19 protein-coding genes are annotated in these 23,559 nt (G+C 61.2%); 7 read left to right on the plus strand and 12 right to left on the minus strand.

What is annotated here, in order from left to right; translation table 11 throughout:
* Positions 1 to 147: 147 nt before the first annotated feature.
* Positions 148 to 1,122, plus strand: a complete 975-nt coding sequence (locus R5R73_RS00065; protein ID WP_322528418.1) for a threo-3-hydroxy-L-aspartate ammonia-lyase — start codon at positions 148 to 150, stop codon at positions 1,120 to 1,122.
* A gap of 166 nt (positions 1,123 to 1,288) precedes the next feature.
* On the opposite strand, the gene R5R73_RS00070 is transcribed toward R5R73_RS00065, so the two are convergent.
* Positions 1,289 to 2,809 (minus strand): aldehyde dehydrogenase family protein, encoded by a 1,521-nt coding sequence (locus R5R73_RS00070; protein ID WP_322528419.1) that lies wholly within the window; start codon positions 2,807 to 2,809, stop codon positions 1,289 to 1,291.
* Between the two features lie 193 nt (positions 2,810 to 3,002).
* Between R5R73_RS00070 and R5R73_RS00075 the strand changes: the two genes are divergently transcribed.
* Positions 3,003 to 3,404, plus strand: a complete 402-nt coding sequence (locus R5R73_RS00075; RefSeq protein WP_071232440.1) for a hypothetical protein — start codon at positions 3,003 to 3,005, stop codon at positions 3,402 to 3,404.
* 233 nt (positions 3,405 to 3,637) lie between these two features.
* Here the strand turns inward: R5R73_RS00075 and R5R73_RS00080 are convergent, their stop codons facing one another.
* The 6 genes from R5R73_RS00080 to glyQ form a co-directional block, all read right to left on the minus strand.
* Positions 3,638 to 5,713, minus strand: coding sequence for an AsmA family protein (locus R5R73_RS00080; RefSeq protein WP_071232439.1), 2,076 nt, complete (start codon positions 5,711 to 5,713; stop codon positions 3,638 to 3,640).
* Positions 5,714 to 5,867: 154 nt separating this feature from the next.
* On the minus strand, positions 5,868 to 6,419 hold the full coding sequence (gene gmhB / locus R5R73_RS00085) for a D-glycero-beta-D-manno-heptose 1,7-bisphosphate 7-phosphatase (RefSeq protein WP_071232438.1): 552 nt from the start codon (positions 6,417 to 6,419) through the stop codon (positions 5,868 to 5,870).
* 246 nt (positions 6,420 to 6,665) lie between these two features.
* A complete protein-coding gene (gene nadE, locus R5R73_RS00090) occupies positions 6,666 to 7,484 on the minus strand; it encodes an ammonia-dependent NAD(+) synthetase (RefSeq protein WP_071232437.1) in 819 nt (272 codons plus the stop codon).
* A gap of 72 nt (positions 7,485 to 7,556) precedes the next feature.
* Positions 7,557 to 8,087 (minus strand): CinA family protein, encoded by a 531-nt coding sequence (locus R5R73_RS00095; RefSeq protein WP_071232436.1) that lies wholly within the window; start codon positions 8,085 to 8,087, stop codon positions 7,557 to 7,559.
* A 323-nt stretch (positions 8,088 to 8,410) separates the two neighbouring features.
* Positions 8,411 to 10,477, minus strand: coding sequence for a glycine--tRNA ligase subunit beta (gene glyS / locus R5R73_RS00100; RefSeq protein WP_322528420.1), 2,067 nt, complete (start codon positions 10,475 to 10,477; stop codon positions 8,411 to 8,413).
* A gap of 2 nt (positions 10,478 to 10,479) precedes the next feature.
* Positions 10,480 to 11,442, minus strand: coding sequence for a glycine--tRNA ligase subunit alpha (glyQ, locus tag R5R73_RS00105; RefSeq protein WP_322528421.1), 963 nt, complete (start codon positions 11,440 to 11,442; stop codon positions 10,480 to 10,482).
* A gap of 163 nt (positions 11,443 to 11,605) precedes the next feature.
* On the opposite strand from glyQ, the gene rfaD reads away from it, so the two are divergent.
* From rfaD to R5R73_RS00130, 5 genes are all read left to right on the plus strand, one after another.
* Positions 11,606 to 12,589 (plus strand): ADP-glyceromanno-heptose 6-epimerase, encoded by a 984-nt coding sequence (gene rfaD / locus R5R73_RS00110; RefSeq protein WP_087720318.1) that lies wholly within the window; start codon positions 11,606 to 11,608, stop codon positions 12,587 to 12,589.
* Positions 12,582 to 13,634, plus strand: coding sequence for a lipopolysaccharide heptosyltransferase II (gene waaF, locus R5R73_RS00115; RefSeq protein WP_322528422.1), 1,053 nt, complete (start codon positions 12,582 to 12,584; stop codon positions 13,632 to 13,634). Before rfaD ends, waaF begins: the two co-directional genes overlap by 8 nt.
* 33 nt (positions 13,635 to 13,667) lie before the next feature.
* A complete protein-coding gene (locus R5R73_RS00120) occupies positions 13,668 to 14,576 on the plus strand; it encodes a hypothetical protein (RefSeq protein ID WP_110634901.1) in 909 nt (302 codons plus the stop codon).
* Positions 14,577 to 14,588: 12 nt separating this feature from the next.
* Entirely contained in the window at positions 14,589 to 15,734 is a 1,146-nt protein-coding gene (locus tag R5R73_RS00125; protein ID WP_322528423.1) for a glycosyltransferase, read from the plus strand.
* Between the two features lie 418 nt (positions 15,735 to 16,152).
* Complete coding sequence (locus R5R73_RS00130; protein ID WP_322528424.1) at positions 16,153 to 16,818, plus strand: hypothetical protein; 666 nt, start codon at positions 16,153 to 16,155, stop codon at positions 16,816 to 16,818.
* On the opposite strand, the gene R5R73_RS00135 is transcribed toward R5R73_RS00130, so the two are convergent.
* The 5 genes from R5R73_RS00135 to R5R73_RS00155 form a co-directional block, all read right to left on the minus strand.
* Positions 16,811 to 18,373 carry a sulfatase-like hydrolase/transferase gene (locus R5R73_RS00135; protein ID WP_322528425.1) on the minus strand — a complete coding sequence of 521 codons (1,563 nt, stop codon included), beginning with the start codon at positions 18,371 to 18,373 and terminating at the stop codon, positions 16,811 to 16,813. The genes R5R73_RS00130 and R5R73_RS00135 overlap by 8 nt on opposite strands.
* A gap of 122 nt (positions 18,374 to 18,495) precedes the next feature.
* Positions 18,496 to 19,593: a D-alanine--D-alanine ligase gene (gene ddlA / locus R5R73_RS00140; protein WP_322528426.1), complete on the minus strand. Its 1,098-nt coding sequence runs from the start codon at positions 19,591 to 19,593 to the stop codon at positions 18,496 to 18,498.
* A 132-nt stretch (positions 19,594 to 19,725) separates the two neighbouring features.
* Complete coding sequence (locus R5R73_RS00145; RefSeq protein WP_322528427.1) at positions 19,726 to 20,784, minus strand: glycosyltransferase; 1,059 nt, start codon at positions 20,782 to 20,784, stop codon at positions 19,726 to 19,728.
* 4 nt (positions 20,785 to 20,788) lie between these two features.
* A complete protein-coding gene (locus tag R5R73_RS00150; protein ID WP_110634917.1) occupies positions 20,789 to 21,592 on the minus strand; it encodes a glycosyltransferase family 2 protein in 804 nt (267 codons plus the stop codon).
* 125 nt (positions 21,593 to 21,717) lie between these two features.
* Positions 21,718 to 23,559 (minus strand): DUF3413 domain-containing protein, encoded by a 1,842-nt coding sequence (locus tag R5R73_RS00155; RefSeq protein WP_322528428.1) that lies wholly within the window; start codon positions 23,557 to 23,559, stop codon positions 21,718 to 21,720.

A 23,559-nucleotide genomic window follows, 5' to 3' on the forward strand; every position in this document is an offset into this window, starting at 1 on the left:
CCGCCGTTCAGCCATCATGATCGAAGCGCTTTATCTGGATATGGACATCTGAATATGGACGATACGTATCCAGGCATTCGAAACGGCATCTTACGCAGCGCCTCGAAAAATGTCAGTGGCGATGATTCTTGGGAGAGCGATGACGACATGAGCAATCTGGCAATCGATTACGACGACGTGGTGGCGGCGCACCGGCGGCTGGAGGGAATCGCGCATCGAACACCGGTGCTGCGCTCGACGACGGCAGACGATCTTGTCGGCGCGTCGCTTCACTTCAAGGCGGAACATCTCCAGCGTATCGGCGCGTTCAAGTTTCGGGGCGGTTACAACGCCATCAACCAGTTCGACGCCGCACAGAAGGCTGCCGGCGTCATCGCGTTCTCCTCGGGCAATCATGCGCAGGCGATCGCGCTGTCGGCCAGGCTGCATGGCATTCGCGCCGTCATCGTCATGCCGGAAGATGCCCCGGCGATCAAGATCGCTGCCACGCAGGGGTATGGTGCCGAGGTGGTTCTCTACGATCGCTACACCCAGGATCGTGAAGCGCTGGGTCGCGAGCTCGCCGAGGCCGAGAGCCTGACACTGATCCCGCCGTTCAACCATCCCCACGTGATGGCCGGGCAGGGCACTGCCGCCAAGGAGCTGTTCGATGAAGTTGGTGAGCTCGATACGCTGCTGGTGCCTCTGGGGGGCGGCGGGCTGCTCTCCGGTTGTGCCACGGTCGCCAGGGCGCGATATCCCCATTGCCGTGTGATCGGGGTCGAGCCGGAAGCCGGCAACGATGCGCAGAGAAGCCTGGCCAGCGGCGAGATCGTTTCCATCGCCACGCCGCGCACCATCGCCGACGGCGCCCAGACCCAGGCCTTGGGCAGCCTGACGTTCCCGGTACTTCGAGAGTGCGTCGACGACATCGTTACCGTGAGCGATGCCGAGCTCGTTCATGCCATGGGCTTCATGGCCGGGCGGATGAAGCAGTTCATCGAGCCGACCGGTTGCCTGGCGGCGGCAGCGGCCCTGAGTGGCCGGGTGGCCGTCGAGGGGCAGCGGGTAGGAATCATCCTATCCGGAGGGAACGTCGACCTGAACCAGTTCGCCGAGCTGATTCAGGGCGCGAAGGAATAGCCCACATGAAACACATCGCTGACGACACGTGACTGACCATGTGGCTGACAGAGAAGCGGCGGGCATGCCTGCTGTCGATCTCCTCAGGACAGGCCCGCCGCGATGATCGACGGGGCAGCCGTCGACCTCAGGCGCTCCGATGCCATCGGAACGCCTGGTCAGATAGTTAGAAGAATCCCATGGGATTGATGTCGTAGCTGATCAGCAGGTTCTTGGTCTGCTGATAGTGCTCCAACACCATCTTGTGGGTTTCGCGACCGACGCCGGATTTCTTGTAACCCCCGAAGGCGGCATGGGCCGGATACTGGTGATAGCAATTGGTCCATACGCGGCCAGCCTGAATGCCACGACCCATGCGGTAGGCGCGGTTGATGTCGCGGGTCCAGACGCCGGCGCCGAGGCCGAATTCCGTATCGTTGGCAATGGCCAGTGCTTCCGCTTCATCCTTGAACGTCGTGACCGACACCACCGGCCCGAAGATCTCCTCCTGGAACACCCGCATCTTGTTGTTGCCCTTCAGCAGGGTCGGCTGAATGTAGTAGCCGCGGGATAGCTCATCGCCAAGTGACTCCCGCTCGCCGCCGGCCAGGAATTCGGCGCCTTCGCCTCGTGCCACGTCCATATAGGACATGATCTTGTCGAACTGCTCTTGCGAAGCCTGGGCACCGACCTGGGTTTCGGTATCCAGCGGATGGCCGCGCTTGATCTTCTTGATCCGTTCGATGACACGCGACATGAACTCGTCGTAGATGCTTTCCTGGACCAGGGCGCGAGAAGGGCAGGTACAGACTTCGCCCTGATTGAGGAAGCCCATCACCAGGCCTTCGGCACACTTGTCGATGAACGCAGGCTCTGCGGACATGACATCCTCGAAATAGATGTTCGGCGACTTGCCGCCCAGCTCCACAGTCGAGGGAATGATGTTCTCCGCAGCGCATTTCATGATGTGCGAGCCGATGGGCGTGGAACCGGTAAAGGCAATCTTGGCGATGCGCTTGCTGGTGGCGAGTGCCTGCCCGGCCTCTTCGCCGTAACCGTTGACGATGTTGATCACACCTTTGGGCAGCAGGTCATGAATCACCTCGATGACCTTGAAGATCGAGACCGGGGTCTGCTCGGCCGGCTTGAGCACGACGCAGTTACCCGCGGCCAGTGCCGGCGCGAGCTTCCAGGTAGCCATCAGGATCGGAAAGTTCCAGGGGATGATCTGGCCGACGACGCCGAGCGGCTCGTGGAAGTGATAGGAGGCGGTGTTCTCGTCGATCTCGGCAGTGGTGCCTTCCTGGGCACGAATGCAACCGGCGAAGTAGCGGAAGTGGTCGATGGCCAGCGGGATATCGGCGGCCAATGTCTCGCGTACGGCCTTGCCGTTGTCCCAGGTTTCCGCGACGGCCAGCATTTCCAGATTCTGCTCCAGACGATCCGCGATCTTGAGTAGCAGCGTTGAACGTTCCTGAACGGAGGTCTTGCCCCAGCCGGGGGCAGCCTTGTGAGCGGCATCCAGCGCCAGGTCGATATCCTTCTGGCTGGAACGAGCGACCTCACAGAAGACTTCGCCGGTGACTGGCGTGATGTTCTCGAAATATCGTCCCTCGGCCGGTGGTATCCATTCACCGCCGATATAGTTGTCATAGCGCTTCTCGAACTGGGTGATGGCGTCCGAGGTATTCGGGTTGGCGTAACGCATGGTGAGGTGCTCCTGTTGAATCGGTGACCGATTGCTGGATTTCTCTACCAATTTGCGCCCCTTGATGCGCTCTCGCCATTACGCTTTAGGCGACCCTGATGACGCGTAGCCCTTCGACCAATGATGAACGGTCAGGCAGTGTCGCGGTGTTACTATGAACCGTGTGGTTCAACGACCTAAGGAGGGTCTGACCATGTTGCAGACTCGAGATCAATCGACTCAGAATCGCCCGCTGGCCGACGACAGCGGCTGCTGCCAGATGAGTTCGATCAACCTGCTCGATGATAGCGTCTCCACGCAGAAGGAAGTTCAGGATCGCAACGTGCTTCAGCTGTATCTGCTCACGGTTCAGGTGAGAGCCTTGATGGATGTGGCTTGTCACCAGGGCCATGCCTCGTTTCTCACGGAGCGTTTGCGTTACCACACAGAGCAATTGGAATCCCAGTTTTCCAATCTGGTGGATAAGCACAAGGGTGCATCCTATACGCGGCATTTCTATGCACAGCAGCAACAGCGCTTCGATACCGAGATCGAGAAGATCATCAGTGCACTGGAATCGCTGGGCGAGAAGTACAAGAACGACTCCTCCCGGTAAGCCTCTTTCTTTCGAGGCCCGGCGCTAGTATCACTCTATCGCGCCGGGCTCTATTCAATCTCAATGATCCCTCGCTTCCCGTTCGGAAGCTATTCGTTGATCAGGCTTGATCGCCAGGTCAGATATTGGCGCGCTGCGCTTTGAGGAAATGGATGCCTGGTTTCACGTGAAACAAAGTCGTAGACGTGTTCCACGTGAAACAAGCACTTATCGAGAAAGCGTTCATTTACTGCTTACTGAGAAGAGGTGCCGGTTTTAATCTGACTCAGAAAATCATTACAGGGTGTCGTTTCGTCCGCGCTTGGCGAGACCAGCGCCAGCAGTGCCGCGGCGGGAGTCGCCACGGTTCCCAGGAACGCGCCCACAGCGCCTCGAGCCAGCAGTGATCCGGTGTCGACGCCCGGAGACGGGTTCTTGAGCGTACCTTTCACATAAAGTGGCGAGCGTAGCGTGAAGACACGTGCTCCCTTGCTTTCCGGTTCGATGGTGAAATCCAGCGCTTCGGTGGCGAAGTTGACGGTGCCGTCGATCTTGATCAGCGCATTTTCCGTATCGATCAGAAAGAAGCGGGTTTTGGCCAGTCCATCGGTGACTTCCAGATTAGTTGCCGCACAGTTGATATTGACCTGTTCATCTCCGAACAGTTTGCCGACCAGGTAGTTGCCGACATTGAGGCCTGCCAGTTCCATCAGGTTCTGACTGATAAGGCCATCATTGACCAGCATCTGCAGGTCACCATTGCTGGTGCCCAGAATGCTGGCAACGGAATTGCCGGTGCCACTCAGCGTGGCGCCCCCGTTGAGTTCTCCGCGGCTGTTCTGCATCAGCTCAACGTCGGGAAACAGACGGCTCAGCAAGAGATGGCGGATATGCATGTCCACGCGGCTCTGCATCGGCTCTTGGCTACCGTCGAGTCGTACCGTGGTATTGAGATTGCCTCCCGCGACGCCGAACCGAAGCGGGTCTAGCAGAATCTCCCCGTTCTCCAACGTGATATGTGTATAGAGATCCTCCAGAGGCAGCGAGTCGCCATGCTCGATGCGCTGCGCGGTGAATTTCACGTTCGCATCCATCGTCTTCCATTGCGCCGTATCGAACTCTTCGACCGGAAGCAGCTTGTCTTCCGGCTGCTGGCTGGCTTCTCCTCGGTCTGCCTTTTCCGCATTCGAGTCGGCACCGATCAGCGGGGCGAGATCGGCAAAGCGCAATTGCTGCGAAACGACCTCGCCCTCCAGCGATGGCCGTGGTTCGCCCATCTGGTAGGTAAGGTCGCCATGAATGTCGCTGTCTCCAATCTGTCCGTCGAAATTGCGATAACGAAAGGAGAGCGCTTCTTGGGTATCGAGATTGGCTGTCAGATGGCCTTGGGTAGAGTAGGGCGGTGTGTCGGGCAGAGTCACGCCAATGATCCCGTAAAGATCGCCCAGGTTCTGGCCGGCAAATTGCAGATCCATATCGATTTTCTTGGGCGCTAACGGGTCGATCAAGGTGCCATTGACGGACACCCGGGTTGCTCCCGCTTCTACTGTAGCTTGAAGGGGGTAGGGTGCATCGCGAAGGCGCAAGGCATCCAGTCCGCCGAGCCGGCCTTCTCCGTCGAAAGCCTGATTCTGATATTCACCTTCGGCCTTCCAGCCAAATACGTAATCGGCGACATCTCGATCCCCGACGGCTTGCCGAGCGGCACTGCCTTTCTCCGCAACGTCATTGAAGGCGATGGGCTCGCCGAGGAGTCGGACCGTGGCATCGGCGGTTGCCGTCAGTACGGCGTCATCGTAGTGAACGTTCACCGGATCGAAAGCGATATCTCCGACATCGACTGTCCAGCCGCTGTCGCTGTTCGAGGGTTCGGCTGCCGTATCCTGCTCACCGTTTCCGAGCGCAAATGTCCAGTTGTTCTTGCCGTTTTCAAGACGGACCAGAGAAGCCTCGGCACCCGAGAATTGGATATGGGGAATGGAGACCGTCTTGTCCATGAGCGGGAGCAGGGAGAATTCGATATCCAACGAGGCGAGGCTGAGCAGATCTTCGTCGGTGACGGCTTCCGGACTACCGACATGGATATCCTCGGCGTGGATATGAGGCCATGGAATCCAGCTGCGCCAACCGGATTCATCTTCCGGGGACGCCCAGGACAGATCGAGGTCGCCTTCGATGGCGAAGGGCCTGTGAATGGCTGCCGAGACGCGCTCGTTGATCGTGGGCTTGAGCCGGTTCCAGTCGAATGTCACAAAGACGACGATTAGCGCTATGAGTGACAACAAGACGATCGCTACTACGGCTAGCGCAATCTTCTTCCCCAATGTCATGGCCCTGTTTCCATCCTTGAAGTGTCTCTCCAAGGATAGTCGAGGCTGAGCATGACGTTGGGATCAGTTGCGGGAACTCGGGAAAAACCGATGTTTCACATGAAACATTCGCCAGGCTGGAGAGGCGCCGTTGTGGAGAAGCGGCGTTGTTGGCTTACGAGCTCTGATTCAGCAGACGGCTGGTGAAATCTGCCAGATCGTTACAGATCCAGGTGTCGGCAAGCGTGTCGTCCAGCTCGTGCCGAGAGCGTTGCCCTTTGCCGGTAAGCACCAGTGCCGTCTGGCAACCGCTGGTAATGCCTGCCTGAATGTCACGCAGGCTATCGCCGACCATCCAGCAACCCTCCAGCGTCTGCAAATGCAATCGACCCTTTATCCGTTCCAGCAGGCCGGTACGCGGCTTGCGGCAAGCGCAGTCGTCGGATGGGAGGTGGGGGCAGTACTCGATCGCTGCGATCTTCCCGCCGGCTTGTTCGACCAGCGAGCGTAATCGATCGTGAATTTGCTCGAGCGTCCGGATGTCATAGTAGCCTCTTCCAATGCCGGACTGGTTCGTGGCAATGGCGACTGTCCATCCGTTCTGGTGCAGCCGCGCGATCGCTTCAATGGCGCTGGGATAGGGGTGCCATTCCGACAGCGATTTGATGTAGGCATCAGAGTCTCGATTGATGACGCCATCGCGATCGAGTATGACGAGCTTGACCATGTGCAATCGTGCTCTGAGAAAAGAGAAGCCGATTATCGGATGTCATGCTGCGAGACGCAAAAGCCTCTCGTGTTTCACGTGAAACAAACATTCTGTGCATGCAGCGGAGGCCCAGGCTCGCAAAGGCTGGCTTAGAAGGGAGCGCAAAAGAGAGCTAGAACAAGAGGTCGATTGGCAGCCAAAGTCAATATCGCTATCCCGGCGGCCTTCCTTGGAATGGAGCTGCCGGGAAATAGCCGAACGCATCTATGGCGCGACGGGGAGCGCCCGCTTGTGTGCGGTTCGGTCGAAGGTGCGGATAATCAGATCTGCTGCGTCGCGGTCGACTTCCTTGCCCTCGAGAAAGTCATCGATCGTATCGTAGCTCACGCCTAACGCTTCTTCGTCGGTGCGTCCTGGTGAGAGCGACTCGAGATCGGCAGTAGGGATCTTATTGACCAATGCTTCAGGACCATCAAGCTCGCTCAGAAGCGCTCTGACCCGGCGCTTGGTGAGTCCTGCCAGTGGGGTGATGTCACAAGCGCCGTCCCCATGTTTGGTGAAGAAGCCCATGACGGCTTCGGCGCCATGATCTGTTCCTACGACCAGGCCGTTGTGCGTTCCTGCTACGGCGTATTGCGCCATCATCCGCGCTCGCGCCTTGATATTGCCATGCACGAAGTCGCGTTGGTACTCATTCTGAAAAGCGAGCTTCCCCGTTTCAAGGCTCGCAAGCAAGCCATCGGCACAGGGCTTGATATCGACATCGAGCTGTTGATCGGCGCGAATGTAGTCGATCGCGGCCTGGGCGTCGTCCTCGTCATGCTGATCGCCATAAGGCAGGCGCATCGCATAGAAGGTTGCCTCCCCGCCACGGTCGCGAAGGCGCTCGGCGGCAAGCTGACATAGCCGGCCAGCGGTGGTCGAATCGACGCCACCGCTGATACCCAGCACCAATGCTCGAGTGCCGGTTTTCTCCAGGTAGCGCACCATGAAATCGATACGGCGTTCGACTTCTCGGCGTGCATCGAATGTCGGCTCGATGCCCAGCGATTCGATGATCTGTTGTTGGGTCGTTGCAGTCATTGTCTGCTCCTGGGAGTGATGATGAGTGGCGCCATGCAATAGCTTGGCAGGCAGGGCGTCATGGTGCCAATGTCACTGGCTACCGATAGCCGTTTCGGCACCTTGGCTTTCAGCATGGTAGTGCGTCAGTCGCTCCAGTGAATAGCGCGCGGCGGCGAGTCTAACGTCGTTGCGACCACCGTCGAAGCGGCGTGTTTCGCAGTAGACGCTGTCGCCTTCACCCGTGCGGAAGGCCCAGGCAAAGCAAACCGTACCCACGGGCGTGCCGTCCTCCGCCGGCTCTGGCCCTGCGATACCGGTATTGGCGATCGCCACGTTCGCCTGCGTGTAGTCGAGTGCGCCAATCGCCATCTCGCGAGAGAGTGTTTCGCTGGTCATCGAGTGCTTTTCGAAAATCTCGTCATCGATCTTGAGATAACGCTGTTTGGCCTGCGGCGAATAGACCACAAGGCCGCAGTCCACCAGACTGCCGGACCCCGGAACACTGGCGAATTCCGACAGGATCAGGCCGGCAGTACAGGACTCGGCAGTGGTCAGCACGAGCCCTTCCTTCTGCATGTAATCGATCAGCGAGCTGATCATGGCATCATTCTGGTCGGCCATGGCGTCCTCCTGAAATTTGAGTCTGAGCTTCGTAGAATTCTGACAATACGCCAATGGCGTGCCGCTGTTATTAACGGAGATCAGTGTGTTCGCGGGCATCGAGAACTATTACCCAGCGGAAACGACGACATAGCCTCTGATAGACATGAGGCGATCGAAGCTTTGTGATGTTTCACGTGGAACATCGATTATCGAGCAGCGAGCCTGAGTTGCAGGGCCGATGCGGTGAGGAATGGGAAGAACAGGAAAGCGGAAAAGGGGAGAGAATAAGAACGCCCGGCGCTTGGCCGGGCGAATGTTTCACGTGAAACGAAAGATTGGCGCTACGATTGCAGTTCGGCGATGTCCGCGACCTCCAGGAAGAGCGCCTGCAGGCCTGCCAACAATGCCAGTCGATTGGCGCGGACGGCGTCATCCTCGACGGCGACCATCACGTCATCGAAGAAATGATCCACCGGTGCGCGTAGCGTGGCCAGGATATCGAGGGCCTGCGCGTATTCGGCTTCTCGGAACAGCGGTTCGACCTGGTCGCGGCAGTCGCTGACGGCGTTGGCCAAGGCGATTTCCGCTTCCTCGGCGAGAAGGTCGCCGTTCACCTCGGTACTGCCGTCATGCTGCTGCTTGGACAGGATGTTCGACACGCGCTTGTTGGCCGCAGCCAAGGCAGCGGCCTCCTCGCGCTGACCGAAACGGTGCACGGCACGCAGGCGGCGGGCGAAATCCAGCGGACGCGTTACCGGACGGGCACGTACCGCCAGGTAGACGTCGACCGGTAAGCCCTCGTCCTGCGCCCAGGCGCGGAAACGATCGAACATGTAAGTCAGGACATCGTCGACCAGGCCTTCCGCCTTGGGCAGGTCCCGGTGCTGGGAGGCCGCCAGTTCCAGCAGCTCGCGCAGATCGAGATCCAGCTCGCCCTTGATCAGGATATTGAGCACGCCGATGGTGGCCCGGCGCAGGGCGAACGGATCCTTGGCGCCCGTGGGACGCTGGCCGATGCCGAAGATGCCGGTCAGCGTGTCCAGACGATCCGCCAGCGCGATCGACAGTCCGGTGGATGTCCTGGGGATCTCGTCGCCGGCGAAGCGGGGCAGATACTGCTCATGGATGGCTTCGGCCACGGCTTCCGGCTCACCGTCGTGGCGCGCGTAGTAAGTGCCCATGATCCCCTGCAGTTCGGGGAACTCGAGCACCATCTCGGTGACCAGGTCGCACTTTGCCAGTTGGGCTGCGCGCGCGGCTGCCTGGGAATCTCCGTCGATCTTGCCGGCAATGAAGCGGGCGACGACTTCGGTACGGGCGGCCTTGTCGGCGAGCGAACCGAGTTCGCGCTGGAAGACGACATTGGCCAGCGACTCGCGGCGGCTCTCCAGCGTCTGCTTGCGATCGGTCTCGAAGAAGAAGGCGGCGTCGGCCAGACGCGGGCGAATGACCTTTTCGTTGCCGTAGATGACCTGCTGCGGATCTTCGCTGTCGATGTTGGCCAGCGTGATGAACTGCGGCTTGAGCTTGCCGCCGGCATCGAGCAGGTGAAAGTATTTCTGGTTGGCCTTCATCGAGGAGATCAGGCACTCTGCCGGCACTTCGAGGAAGCGTTCGTCGAAGCTGCCGGTCAACGCTACCGGCCACTCGACCAGTCCGTTGACTTCTTCCAGCAGGTCTTCGTCGATGACCGCCTGGGCGTCATGCACTTCCGCCTCGGCCAGTACCTGCTCGCGGATACGTTCGCGACGGCGCTCGAGGTCCACCAGCACGTAGGCATTTTCGAGCGCGGTTTCGTAGTCGTCCGCATGGGCGAGCTCGATCGGCGTGGGGGCGTGAAAGCGATGGCCCCGGGTCGTGCGGCCGGACTCCAGACCCAGCACGCTGGCCGGGACGATCTGGTCGCCATAGAGCAGAACCAGCCAGTGCACGGGGCGTGAAAATTCGATGCGCGAGGCACCCCAGCGCATGTTTTTGGGAACCGGCAGGGCATGAATGGCGGAATTGACGATCGCCGGTAGCAGCGCCTCGACGGTATCTCCCTGCTGCTGTTCACGATAGCCGAGCCAGGTCCCCTTGTCGGTCTCCAGGTGGATCAGTTCATTGACCGTCACACCGCAGGAGCGGGCGAAGCCTTCGGCCGCCTTGGTGGGCTGGCCGTCCTTGAAGGCTGCCGCCAGCGCCGGGCCACGCTTCTCGACCTCACGATCCGGCTGCTTGCCGGCGAGGGCTTCGATACGGACGGCGAGACGGCGCGGGGAGGCAAGCGCATACGCCTCGCTATGGGGAACTTCGGCATCGTCGAGACCCTTGACGATGCCGTCGCGCAGAGCAAAGGCGAGTTTGGCGAGTGCGCCCGGCGGCAGCTCTTCGACGCCCAGTTCGATCAGTAGGGTGTTGACTGCCATGCTCATGCGTCTCCCTGAGTGGTTTCTGACGGTTCCTGCAGCAGCTCGCGGCGCAGGGCTTCCCGCGCCATCGGAAAGCCTGCAGCCTCCCGTGACGCGTAGTAGGCGTGGGCAACCTCGCGGGCCAGCGTACGCACTCTCAAGATGTAGCGCTGACGCTCGGTAACCGAGATGGCGTGGCGCGCATCCAGCAAGTTGAAGGTGTGCGAGGCCTTGAGCACCTGCTCATAGGCCGGCAGCGGCAGATTGGCCTCGAGCAGCTTGTTGCACTCGGTCTCGCAATGGTCGAATGCCTCGAACAGATAGGGAACATCGGCATGTTCGAAGTTGTAGGCCGACTGCTCGCGCTCGTTCTGCAGGTAGACGTCACCGTAAGTGACGCGGGCCCCGTCGGGAGCGATCGTCCATACCAGGTCGTAGACGCTGTCGACGTCCTGCAGATACATGGCGATACGTTCGAGACCGTAGGTCAGCTCGCCGGTCACCGGGTAACACTCGATCCCGCCGGCCTGCTGGAAATAGGTGAACTGGGTGACTTCCATGCCGTTGAGCCAGACTTCCCAGCCGAGCCCCCAGGCGCCGAGCGTGGGCGATTCCCAGTTGTCCTCGACGAAGCGGATATCGTGGACTCGCGGGTCGATACCCAGACGCTCCAGCGAGCCGAGGTAGAGATCCTGCAGATCCTTCGGCGAGGGCTTCATCACCACCTGGAACTGATAGTAGTGCTGCAGGCGGTTGGGGTTTTCCCCGTAGCGGCCATCGGTGGGTCGGCGCGACGGCTGGACATAGGCGGCGTTCCAGCTCTCCGGGCCGATCGAGCGCAGGAAGGTGGCCGGATGAAAGGTGCCGGCACCCACTTCCATGTCGAGTGGCTGCAGCACGACACAGCCCTTTTCCGCCCAATATTGCTGAAGGGCCAGTATCAGCCCCTGAAAGGTTTTCGCATCTGCCGTCGAGTCTGTCATTGACTGCGCACCGTTGCCCATGAATTCGTGAGCCGCCAAGTATACAATTAGCGCTCAATCGGTTATAGGCACCGCCGCCAATCGGCGTCGAGCGGGTTCGCGACGGTTTTCGCAGCGGCGGCGGCTGCATTCGACGACCGAGTCGAGACAAGAGGAAAGCGACATGATCGTAGTCACCGGCGGGGCCGGCTTCATCGGGGCCAATCTGGTCAAGGCACTCAACGCGCGCGGCCACCAGGACGTCATGGTGGTCGACGATCTCAGCGACGGCACCAAGTTCGTCAATCTGGCGGACTGCACGCTGGGCGATTATCTCGACAAGGACGATTTCCTGGCGAGAGTGAAGGCCGAACTGTGTGGTGAGATACGAGGCGAGATCGGCGGTCTGCCGCCGATCGAGGCGATCTTCCACGAAGGAGCCTGTTCGGATACCACCGAATGGGACGGCCGCTTCATGCTGGAGAACAACTTCGAGTACTCCAAGGTGCTGCTCGAGTATTGCCAGGCCAAGCGCATTCCGTTTCTCTACGCCTCTTCCGCCGCCACCTACGGGGGCAGCGAAGTGTTCGTCGAGGACCCGGCTCACGAGAAACCGCTCAATGTCTACGGCTACTCCAAGCTGCTGTTCGATCAGTACGTCCGTGCGCGCTGGGACGATTTCGACTCGCAGGTCGTGGGCTTTCGCTACTTCAATGTCTATGGCCCGCGCGAGCAGCACAAGGGCAAGATGGCCAGTGTCGCCTACCACCACCACACGCAGGTCCAGCGCGGGGAGAATCCCAAGCTGTTCGGCGCCTGGGACGGCTTTGATGCCGGAATGCAGAGCCGCGACTTCGTCTATGTGGGCGACGTGGTCGACGTCAACCTGTGGTTCCTGGATAACCCCGAGATTTCCGGCATCTTCAATCTGGGCACCGGACGCGCCGAGCCGTTCAAGGCGATCGCCGAAACCGCCATCGATTTCTATTCGCGCAACCAGGGGGTCAAGAGCGAGATCGAGTACATCGATTTTCCCGACGAACTCAAGGGGCGCTACCAGAGCTATACCCGTGCCGATATCGGCCGGTTGCGCGACGCCGGCTATACCGCCGAGTTCAAGACGGTGCGCGAGGGCGTTTCCGCCTATCTGGAATGGCTGAATGGCTGATACCGCGGCGGTCAATGCCAAAGCCGGGCCGCGTCTTCTCGTCGTTGGCCCCTCCTGGGTCGGCGACATGGTCATGGCGCAGAGTCTGTTCATCACACTCAAGCAACGCCACCCGGACGCGACGATTGGTGTGCTGGCGCCGGGCTGGTCGCTGCCGATCCTCGAGCGCATGCCGGAAGTCGACGAAGCCATTGCGCTGGATGTGAAACATGGCGAGTTCGGCTGGAAGACCCGGCGTGAGATCGCACGCTCCCTGAAGGGGCGTTTCGATCACGCCATCGTGCTGCCGCGTTCGCTGAAGTCGGCGCTGGTGCCGTTTCTGGCCGGCATCCCTCGCCGGACGGGCTTCACCGGCGAACAGCGCTACCTGCTGCTCAACGATCGCCGCAAACTCGACAAGGCGGTCCTGAATCAGACCGTCAAGCGCTTCGTCGCACTGGGTCTCGATGCCAAGGAAGCCGTACGCGGCAACTTCGCCCTTCCCCATCCAAGGCTCAGCGTCGACTCTCGGCATCAGGACGAGCTGCGGGAGTCGCTCGGTCTGGGAGAGCGTCCCGCCATCGGCATGATGCCGGGGGCCGAATATGGGCCGGCCAAACAGTGGCCGCTCGAACATTTCCGCGAACTCGCCGAATCCCTGATCGGCAGGGGATATTCGGTCTGGGTCATGGGCGGGCCAAAGGACGCCGAGGCCGGTGCGGTCATTACCGAGCGTCTCGAGCACGCTCACAATCTGTGCGGCAAGACCCGGCTGGCGGATGCCGTCGATCTGCTCGCTGCCTGTAAGCAAGTGGTCACTAACGACTCGGGGCTGATGCACGTGGCTGCAGCTGTCGGCACGCGTATCCAGGCGCTCTACGGCTCGTCGTCGCCGATCTATACACCACCGTTGACCGACAACGCCTATATTCATTATCTAGGTCTTTCCTGCTCACCCTGTTTCGAGCGCACTTGCCCGCTGGGGCACCGCAACTGTCTTAAGCAGATGGTGCCCGATAGAATCGAACAAGCGATTCAGGGATCACTGATAGACGGCTGCCGGTGAGGCCGGCCATTGCCATAATCATCGAGAGCGACCATGGTGCTACTGACTGCCAAACGAAAGCGCAAGTTGCGCTCGGCGCTTCGTTTCCTGCACTACCGCATGAAGAACGTATGGTCCTCCCGGCAGGTCCCTTCGAGTGGCGAGCGACTCATCATCTCGCTGACCACCCATCCGCCCCGTATACGCCAGGTCTTTGCCACGCTGGAATCTCTCTGCGAGCAGGATATCGAAGCATTCGATGTCCATCTCTATCTTTCGCGGCGCGACAAGGAAGCCGTCGGTGACCTGCCAAGGTCACTTCAGCGCCTGACGCGACGTGGTGTGAAGATCGTCGTGACTGACATCGACTTGCGTTCCTACGACAAGTTGGTGCATGCGCTGGAAGCATATCCGCAAGCGACGATCATCACTGCCGACGATGACATGCTGTATCCCTCGGATTGGGCAAGGCGCCTGGTAGATGGCGCAAATCGGTTTCCCGGCTGTATCGTCTGCCACCGTGGCCATATGCTCTGTGAGAGCTCGCCGGGCTCGGGTGAAATTTCCTATAAAGAGGTCAGGACCCGTCAGGATCCGGGCGCCATGCAACCCAACTTCGCACTGATGCCGACTGGTAGTGGTGGGGTGCTGTATCCGCCAGGAGTACTGGACCCTATGGTTTTCGACGTCGAAGCCTTTCAGGCCCTGGCACCCAATGCCGATGATATCTGGTTCAAGATGGCTTCTCTCAAGGCGGGAACGCGCTGCGTGCGGGTCAATTCACGCAATGTCGACTTCCTGTCCACGCCAGCATCCGGGGAGTCGGCCTTGCATGAAGACAACGTCAAACGCGGTGGAAACGACAGGCAGTTTGCCAATTGCCTTGCTCGCTACCCGGAGCTCAAGTCGCTGATCTTCGAGTCTCGCGACGATCTATCGGGTGATGACCCGCTACATACATAGAACGGTGAATACATGTCCCAACGAGTCCTGCTGGTCGTCCGCAAACTGAGTATCGGCGGCATCGAGCGTGTCACCGTCAACCTGGCCAACGTGCTGGCGAGAGAGGGTCACGACGTCCATGTGCTGGTGCTCAAAGGCGGCTACGAACTGGCGCCGGACCCTGCGGTGACGGTTCACCGGGTGGATTTCGACAAGGCCTTTCGCAAGACGGGGCTGGGACTCGTGTACGACCTGCTCACGCGGGCATTGTTGAAACCGCTTCTGCCGGGTTCGGGATTCCTGTGGCGGGGCTGGTATGGCGGTTCCTACCTCGAGCGCTTCGTGGTCAGGCTCGAAAGGGAACATGGCCCGATCGACCGTGTCATCATGCGTGGACAAGGCGCTTTCGAGACGGTCTGGTCCTGGCGGGACCCGCGTCTATGGCAGGTAACCGTTTCCTGGCCTGGCGATTATGGCAGCCGGCTCAAGGGGATATATCTGCGCAAGCTATACGAGGGCAAGCAGGTAATCTGCAATACGCCCAACGTACGCGAGCAGCTCGAGCGTCAGCTAGGACACTATGATATCCGGCCCAAACGCTGGGCCACCATCATGAACCCCTGCGACATCGAGGCCATCCGCCGCCAGGCCGACGAGCCTGTCGAGCTGCCCGCCAGGCCCTTTATCGTCCATGTCTCTCGACTGTCCGACGTCAAACGTCAGGAGTGGCTGATTCGTGCCTATCTGAAGGCCGATATCGAGGAAGATCTGGTCATTGTCGGCGACGGCCCCAAGCGTGAAAGTCTCGAAAAACTGGTCGGCGAGCTCGGCGCTCGCGAGCGCATCCATTTCGTCGGTAGTCGACCCAATCCTTACCCCTGGATGAAGCACGCTCGACTTTTCGTGTTGAGCTCGCGCAGTGAAGCGTTCGGTATCGTGCTGGCAGAGAGCATGATCTGCGGCACGCCATGTGTCGCCGTGGATTGCCCGGGTGGCGTGCGCAACGTGTTGATCCATGATCAGGCCCGATTGATCGCGGAAAATTCTATAGAAGGACTGGCCGTGAAGATTCGTGAAGGGATGATGAATCCGCCATCGATCGAGGCGGATCCCGAGCTGATTGAGCGTTTCCGTGATACCCGCATCATGCAGCAATTCCTCGACTTGCCAACGACCTAGGCGGAGCCATGTCGACACGAAGAGCCGGATACGGGATCATTACAGCTAATTGCATAGCATGCTTATGAGAGTGGTATGCTATACAGCAGAAGAACAGCGTTTGATAATTCCGCTTTTTCTGTACTCGAACGTGTAGGCTTTCATGGTGCGCGCTTCACAAAACCACTCGCCTTCTCCTCCGCGCCTGCCCGTCGAGGATGTAGCGTTTCGCGATTTGCTCGACCCCCGCATGAAGTGGGGGATCCGGCGTGCACGTCTGCAGGCGAGTTTGAAAGCGGCTTTTCAGCGCAGCGTTGGCGAGACAGTGGAAGAGTCTCTGTTTCGGCGCTGGGCCACCGGAAAGGCAGGCTGTCGGTGGGCTGAGCGCCGCGGCCTGCCACGGCGATCGATCGAAGCGAGATTGGGGCAGGCGTTAATCGTGCACGTCGATCCCCGTGCGCTGATTCGCGACTTCAATGCCAAGGGAATCGGTGGCAAGCGCCCATCGTCTTCCGCCTTCATCTGGGACGGTGAATGGGATCAGAGCCGCGGCGACCTGCGTCGCGGCTCTCGCTATCGCTTCATCAGCGATCTCGACGAGCACAGGGACGATCTCAGCCAGACCGAGCGCTTCCGCCAGTACCGTTCGCGGCTCGAGTCGGGGTATCCCTGGTCTTCCTATCAACAGGGCATTCTGCTCGATACGGAAGAAAAGATAATGGCCTACCTGCGGACCTATCTGGGCTTTCTCGACGATATGGCGGCTCACGGATTCAATGCCGAGCTGGGGAAAGACGATCTGGGTGTCGCGGTCACCCGTGACGGCCGGCTGCTCAAGATCAATCGCGGCCTGCACCGTTTGGCGATGGCTCAACGCCTGGGCCTGGCATCCGTCCCCGTGGTCGTTCGTGCCGTCCACCGCGACTGGTGGGAGCGCGTGGTCGAAGGGGAGCGAGGGGAGACGGCACTGGCTCGAGTCGCCGAGGCGTTGCAGCACACCACCCCCGAAACCCGGCCGGGCAAACGGGATCCTGGCGAGGACCAGGGGCCCATCGAATGGCCGGCGCCGCGCCATCCGGACCCATGTGCGGACGGGCTCAGTTGACGCCGTTCCAGAGCCGCTCCTGCAGAAGATTCTCGCTGCGCATGCGCTGATTCATTTCTTCCAGCGAATAACGTTCCACCAGCGTCGGGATCGACGAGAACAGCGATACCCCGAGCCCGGCCCGATGGTCAGGGATGGTGTAGTTCATCGCTTCCAGTAGCGTCGGCAGCACGTCCACCATGCTGGCTGGCCGCTCGATGACGCCGGGGCGCAGACCGTTGCCCAGCATCATCAGGGTGTTTTCCCGCTCCTCGGCAATCAGATCCTCCCAAGCGGAGTTCTTCATCGAGAGGTGATCGCTGGCCACCACGACCAGCGTATTGTCCAGCAGCCCTTCGGACCGAAGCCGCTCGATGAAATTCCTGACCAGCCAGCCGGTGCATTTGATCGAGTAGAGAATATCGGTCCCGTCGAAGGGGCCCTGATTGTCGATACAGGATTGCGACGGATTGCCGAACGGTGGGTGCCCGGCCAGCGTCAGACCGAAGAAGGCGTAGGGCTTGTCGCTGTCGTGCAGGTGCCGGATACGCTTCTCGGCCAGACCGAGCAGCGTGTCGTCATAGAGCCCCCAGTCGTTGAGGTAACCGTTGGGGGCCTTGTCTTCCAGTTCGTCGCGACCCAGCGCCGTATCGAAGCCGTGGCCCTGATAGAACTTCGCCTTGCCGGCAAATTTCGTGCTGGCGCCGCCCATGTAGGTCAGGTCGTAACCCCGCGCGTGGAGCAGGTCGCCGAGACAACTGACGCCGGGGAGCACGTCCGACAGCGGCTCGAACTGGTTGTCGTGCATCAGGCCCGCCGGCATCAGCGGCACTCCGCACTGGCTGGCGACCATGCCGGCCATCGTCCAGCCCGTGTTGTCGAGCTGCTTGACGCCGCGAAAGACCACGCCTTCCTTGCCCAGCTGCGCCAGATCCTCGTAAGCGTTACCGAAGCGTTGGGTATCGCTGTAGGTGCGCTCGGTGCTCTCCATGTAGATATAGATCAGGTTTGGCGGCTGGCGCGGCGCGGCTACGATTTCCGGTGGCTGGTAACGGTCGTTGAGCCAGGACTCGTCGTCGTCGATCGCCGAAGCGCCACGGAGCGACAACCCGAACAGCAGCGGATTGAAGGCGAGCAGAAACAGGCTCAAGACCCGCTCCCACAAGCGCCAGCGATGGTCGGCCCGCACCAGCCAGGTCACCGCCATCAGCATCACGATGGCCGCCATCGTGTAGATCACGCCGGCAATCTGGCGGTCGGTACTGCCGTTCTCCTCGATGCCGGCCTGCAGGTGAAAGATCACCGCGCCCAGGTCGAGTTGCCCGAAGCTGTCGTCGAGATAGATATAGACCCACCACAGCACCAATGGCAGCAGCGACCATGGCCACGCCCTGCGCTGCGTGGCGCGCTGAGAGACATGCCCCCAGCGGAAGTGGTAGCCGATAGCGAGCCAGCCCAGCGTGATGGCGGCGGGCGTCCACCATGGCAGTACCCAGACCACCATGATGGCGTAACCGATGCAGAGGCCGATATAAGTGAGTGCACACCAGCGTCGAGTGTTACGAGAGATGGTCATGACGCGCTTCGATCCGTGAACGTCGTGTTCTACCGGTGCCGGGTCCGGGCACCGCATGAGGAGTCGTTATGACTCTATCATGACGAATCCAAGACAAGCAGGTTAGCGACGAGTTCCCGGCGCTATCGTGAACTTCGCAATGCCAGGTCGTCGGCATGGCGTTCCATGGCGAGCTCGATCAGGCGTGTCACCAGCGCCGGATAAGTCATGCCGCTCGCCTGCCACAGCTTGGGGTACATGCTGATGCGGGTGAAGCCCGGCAAGGTGTTGATCTCGTTGACGACGACCTTGCCTTCCGGCGTGAGGAAGACATCGACCCGAGCCAGGCCGGCGCATTCCAGCACCTGGAACGTGCGCACCGCGAGCTCGCGGATCGCCTCGCTGGCCTCAGGATCGATATCGGCGGGGACGGCGATCCTGGCCGCATCGTCGTCGATATACTTGGTGTCGTAGGAATAGAAACCGCCCTCGACCACGATCTCACCGCAGACGCTCGCTTCGGGGGCGTCGTTGCCCAGCACCGCGCACTCGATTTCGCGTCCGACCACGGCGGATTCGACCAGCACCTTGTGATCGAATGCCAGGGCCAGGGCCAGCGCCTGCTGGAACTCGGCTGCGTTCTCCACCCGGCTGACGCCGACCGACGACCCCTGGTTGGCCGGCTTGACGAACAGCGGCGTGCCCAGCTCGTCGCGCAGGGCGTCGAAATCGGCGCTGGCGGCCGTGCGGCGGGTCAGGGTGACGAAAGGTGCCACCGGGATGCCGGCATCGCGCAGCAGGCGCTTGGTGACGTCCTTGTCCATCCCGGCAGCCGAGCCGAGCACGCCGGAACCGACGAAGGGCAGATTGGCCATGCGCAGCAGCCCCTGCAGCGAACCATCCTCGCCCAGCGTGCCGTGAACGATGGGGAAGACCACGTCCAGCTGGTTCAATGCCCCTTGAGACGCCTCGGTGGCGATCAGCTGCCGGTGCTCGCGGCCGGGCACCAGGGCGATATCGCCGGCGGACGGGTTGAGCGCAATGCGTCGAGGGTCGTCGGCATCGAGCAGGAAGTCGGCCGCATCGTTGATATGCCACTGGCCCTGCTTGTCGATGCCGATGACCGTGACCTCGAAACGCTCGCGATCCAGCGCATCGACGATGTTCCTGGCCGATTGCAACGACACTTCATGCTCCGCCGATTTGCCGCCGCAGATGACGCCAACCCGAATCTTGCTCATAGTTCTGCTCCACTTCGCTAACGATCTCGACGCCGCTCGGCTGCGGCCTGTCGGGCGTCATGATGCCACGTTCCCGCTGTGTAAGTATTGCCCGGGCAGGCCGAATACCGGCTGCCTCGCTCAACCGGCGAATCAGCGGGCAGCGAGGCGGCGATAGAGGGCGAGATAGGCTGCGGCCATGGCCTCGGGGGTGAAGTCGGCGAGACGCTGTCCGGCAGCCGTGGCCAGGCGTCGGCTGCGCTCGGGATCTTCCAGCAGAGCCATCAGCGCCGTTGCCAGCGCCTCCGCATCACCGGGAGGCACCAGCAGCCCGCTGACGTCGTCCTCGATCAGGTCCGGAATGCCGTCGACATCGCTGGCCACGATCGGCACGCCGTGGTCCATGGCATCGAGCAGCGTCGAACCGAGCCCTTCGTTGCGTGAAGGAAACGCGAACAGCGTCATGATCTCGAGATAATCGCCGACGTTCGGCCGGAAGCCTTCCCAGATCACGTTATCCAGATCCGCGCTCTCGGCCTTCAGCGCTTCGCCATCGGCGCCATCGCCGAGCAGCAGGAAGCAAGCGTCCGGATGCGTCTCGCGCAACTGTCGCGCTGCCTCGAGCAGTACCCGCTGCCCCTTGTGGCGATCCACCAGCGCGCCGATATGGCCGATCACCCGGCGTCCGGCGAAGCGCTCGCGCAGCTTCGCGACCTCGGTCGGGTCGCTCGGCTGGCCGGAAAGCACGCTGGGAATACGGGCAACGGGGCACCAGTCCCGCTGGCGAAGATGGGTTTCGATCACCGAGGAGATCGCCACGGCGGTCGCCGCGCCGCGATAGGTCCAGCGGTTGAAGCGCTTGTCCTTGACCGGCTGCGGGACACGCCGGGTCAGGATATACGGCGTTCCGCGCAGGTGACGTTCGACCCACGCCCAGTGCACCGCCTTGGCCTCGTGAGCGTGGGTCAGGCTCGCGCGCGGGCGGTGGGCGTGGCCGGCCAGCGCATGATCGGCGTCGATCAATTCGATATCCGTGTCGGCCAGCGCCGCGCGCATCGGCGAGTCGCGCCGGCAGACCAGGCTCTGTTCCACGCTACCTTGTTCATCGTCGATTCGAGCCAGTGCCTCGATCAGCAGCAACGTCTGGCGCTCGCCGCCGCGGAAGCCTCGGGCGAGATTGACGTGACGGATATGCAGCGGTTCGCGTGGCATCGATTCACCAGATCCGGTCGAAGTCTTCGGCGTCGCGAACCTTCGCGTCGCGTTGGAATTCGAGCAGCTTGGCGTATTTCAGGTAGGCGTTGATCGCCGCCGACAGCGCGACGGAGACGCCATCGAGCCCGCCGAGGAAGCCGCGCTGAAAGACGTATTTGCGCACGAAGGCATTGGCGCCATGCAAAAACGGTGAGAAGGCGTTGGCCCGCTTGCCCTTGAGATACATGATCTTGGCGGCGCGATTGGAGAAGCGGCCGCTGGCCTTGCCGAACAGTTCGCCGAGGTTGGCGAACGAATAGTGTTCCAGATCGGCGTCCAGGCGCCGCGGATGCGTCGCCTGCACGGAAGCATGCTGGCGGCTCTCGGAAAATCCGGTGCGATCGCGATCGAAGAGCCGAATGCAGTAGTCCGGATACCAGCCGCAGTGGCGGATCCAGCGGCTGCCGATGAAATTGCGGCGACGCAGCGCGTAGGCGTCGTGGTTGCCCTCTCCGTTAGACTCGGCATCCAGATCGAGCGCCTGGATGGCCGCCACGGCGTCGTCGGTGAGCCGCTCATCCGCATCCAGCGACAGCACCCAGCGGTGGCTGGCGGCACGCGGGCCGACGTTCTTCTGCGGGCCATCGCCCAGATAGGGCTGGTGAATCACGCTGGCGCCGAATGCTTCGGCCCGGGCCACGGTGTCGTCGCGGGAGCCGGAGTCGACGACGATCAGTTCATCGCAGACTCGCTTCAGCGACGCCAGGCAGGCCTCGATGTTGTCGGCTTCGTTGAGCGTAATCACTACGCCGGTGATGGCGGCCATGAGCGGTCCTGTATCGTCGGTGGATAGACCTATCGAAAACGACAGCGGGCGTCGCGACCCGCTTCGTCGCGACGCCCGGTGATCGGGCTCCGGATAGCGCCTCGGTCATTGTAGCGCTGACAGGGCTATCGATAGAACTGACGGAACCACTGCATGGCTTCGAACACCGCCGGGGAGAATTCGGCGTCGTCGATCGGCTTGAGCTGCCGATCCACGATATCCCACTGCCCGGTGCCGTCGACCACGGTGATACGGTCCGGCTCGACGATTCCGTAATCGATATAGCTGCTGGACTGTATCCAGGGGTGATCGATCCCGGGAGCGAGAAGATCCTTGCCCATGGCGTAGTCGGAGAGCGGGTTGGTGCAGCCCAGGGCATGTCGCATCAGCATTGGCGCGACGTCGAGATGGCTGGTCATGCCCTCGACGCGGCCGGGCTCGACGCCGGGGCCATTGACGATCATCGGCACGAGGACCTGCGGCGAAGCGAAGTTGCTGTTGTGGCCCCAGTAGTTCCTGCCGAAATCGTTGAACGACTGACCGTGATCGGCAGTGACGACCAGCATCGTGTCGTCCCACTCGCCCTTGGCCTTGAGATCAGCGATCACCCGACCGAGCAGTTCGTCGTCGTAGTGGACCGAGTTGCGGTGACGATTGAAGTAGGGTGTTGGATCGGTATCGGGGCCCAGATCGAGATAATCCATTCGCTTGACCGATGGCTGATACGGCTGTTCGGCGTCGTCGGGCACGTCGTAACCGTGGGGCGCATCGTAGAACAGCATGCCGAACCAGGGCGAATCGTCCTGCTGCTCCTGCTGATCGAGCCAGTCCAGCCAGTCCTCGGTCATCTTCTGGTCCCGGCCCGCCGGCGAATTCCCCGGTGTGCTCAGCCGCAGCGGACTGACCGACGAGAAGATCGTGCGATCGAAGCCGACACCATCGAGGCTGGCCGACGAGAAGATGCCCATCGCATAGCCCTGCTTCTGCAACTGGGTGATCAGCAGCGGCGGCGTCTGGGTATCGTCCAGGTAGGCGTAGTAGTTGCCGGTGAGCCCGTAGAACAGGCTCATGGTGCCGTTACGGGTGGCGTTACCGCCACTGTAATGGTCGAGGTAGCGCCGGCCGCTGTCGTTCAGTGCGGCATAGAGATTCGGCGTGTTCTCGGGGCCATATTCGTCGGCGCGCCAGGAGTCGATCAGCACCACCAGGACGTTGGGCGGAGCCTCGGCCTGGCAACTGAGCGGGTTCCTGGGCCAGTCGAGATTTTGTGCCTGCTTGGTGTCGATATCGGCACGCTCGGCGCGAGCCGCGCGGGGATCCAGCCAGCCGTGCTTCTCCATGAAGTCCTTGGCAGTGGCCGGGAACAACAGCGGATAGATGCCGACCTGCTGGGTCACGCTGCGCTGATAGCGGGCGTCGGCGACGACGTGCAGGGCGTGGCTGGCGATCAGCGTCACCAGGATCGTGCCGCAGGCGAGCCCTGCCGGCAGCCGCTGGCCGCGCCTGCCCACGATCAGACGATGCGCGAGCCAGCCTTCGAGTGCCAAGGCGACAGCCACGCAACCTACGACCACCAGCCAGGTGGAGGTGGCGAAACTGAAGATCTCGCCGTTCTTGTCGTTCAGGAACAGCGACACCATGAAGGCGTTCACATGAAAGCGATACTGGGCATAGACCACCGTATCCAGCAGCAGCGCGCTCAGACCCAGCGCACCAAGCAGCGTGGCCGGCAGCCATAGCCAGCGCGCCTTTGTCACGACGGCCAGCACGGCAAGCGGCAGCCAGCCAAGCAGCACCAGCATGCCGAAGTGGCCGATCCAGGTCAGGATCAGATAGGCGATTCCCATGGGGTCATGGGGAATCGCGAGATAGGGCACGTAACGCAGGGCGATCAGCCAGACGAGCGGTAGTTGAAACAGGGCAAAAAGCAGGGTGCTGCGCCAACGGCGCCTCAGCGTGTCTTGCAT

Source organism: Salinicola sp. LHM, assembly GCF_034479735.1.
GTDB classification, from domain to species: domain Bacteria; phylum Pseudomonadota; class Gammaproteobacteria; order Pseudomonadales; family Halomonadaceae; genus Salinicola; species Salinicola salarius.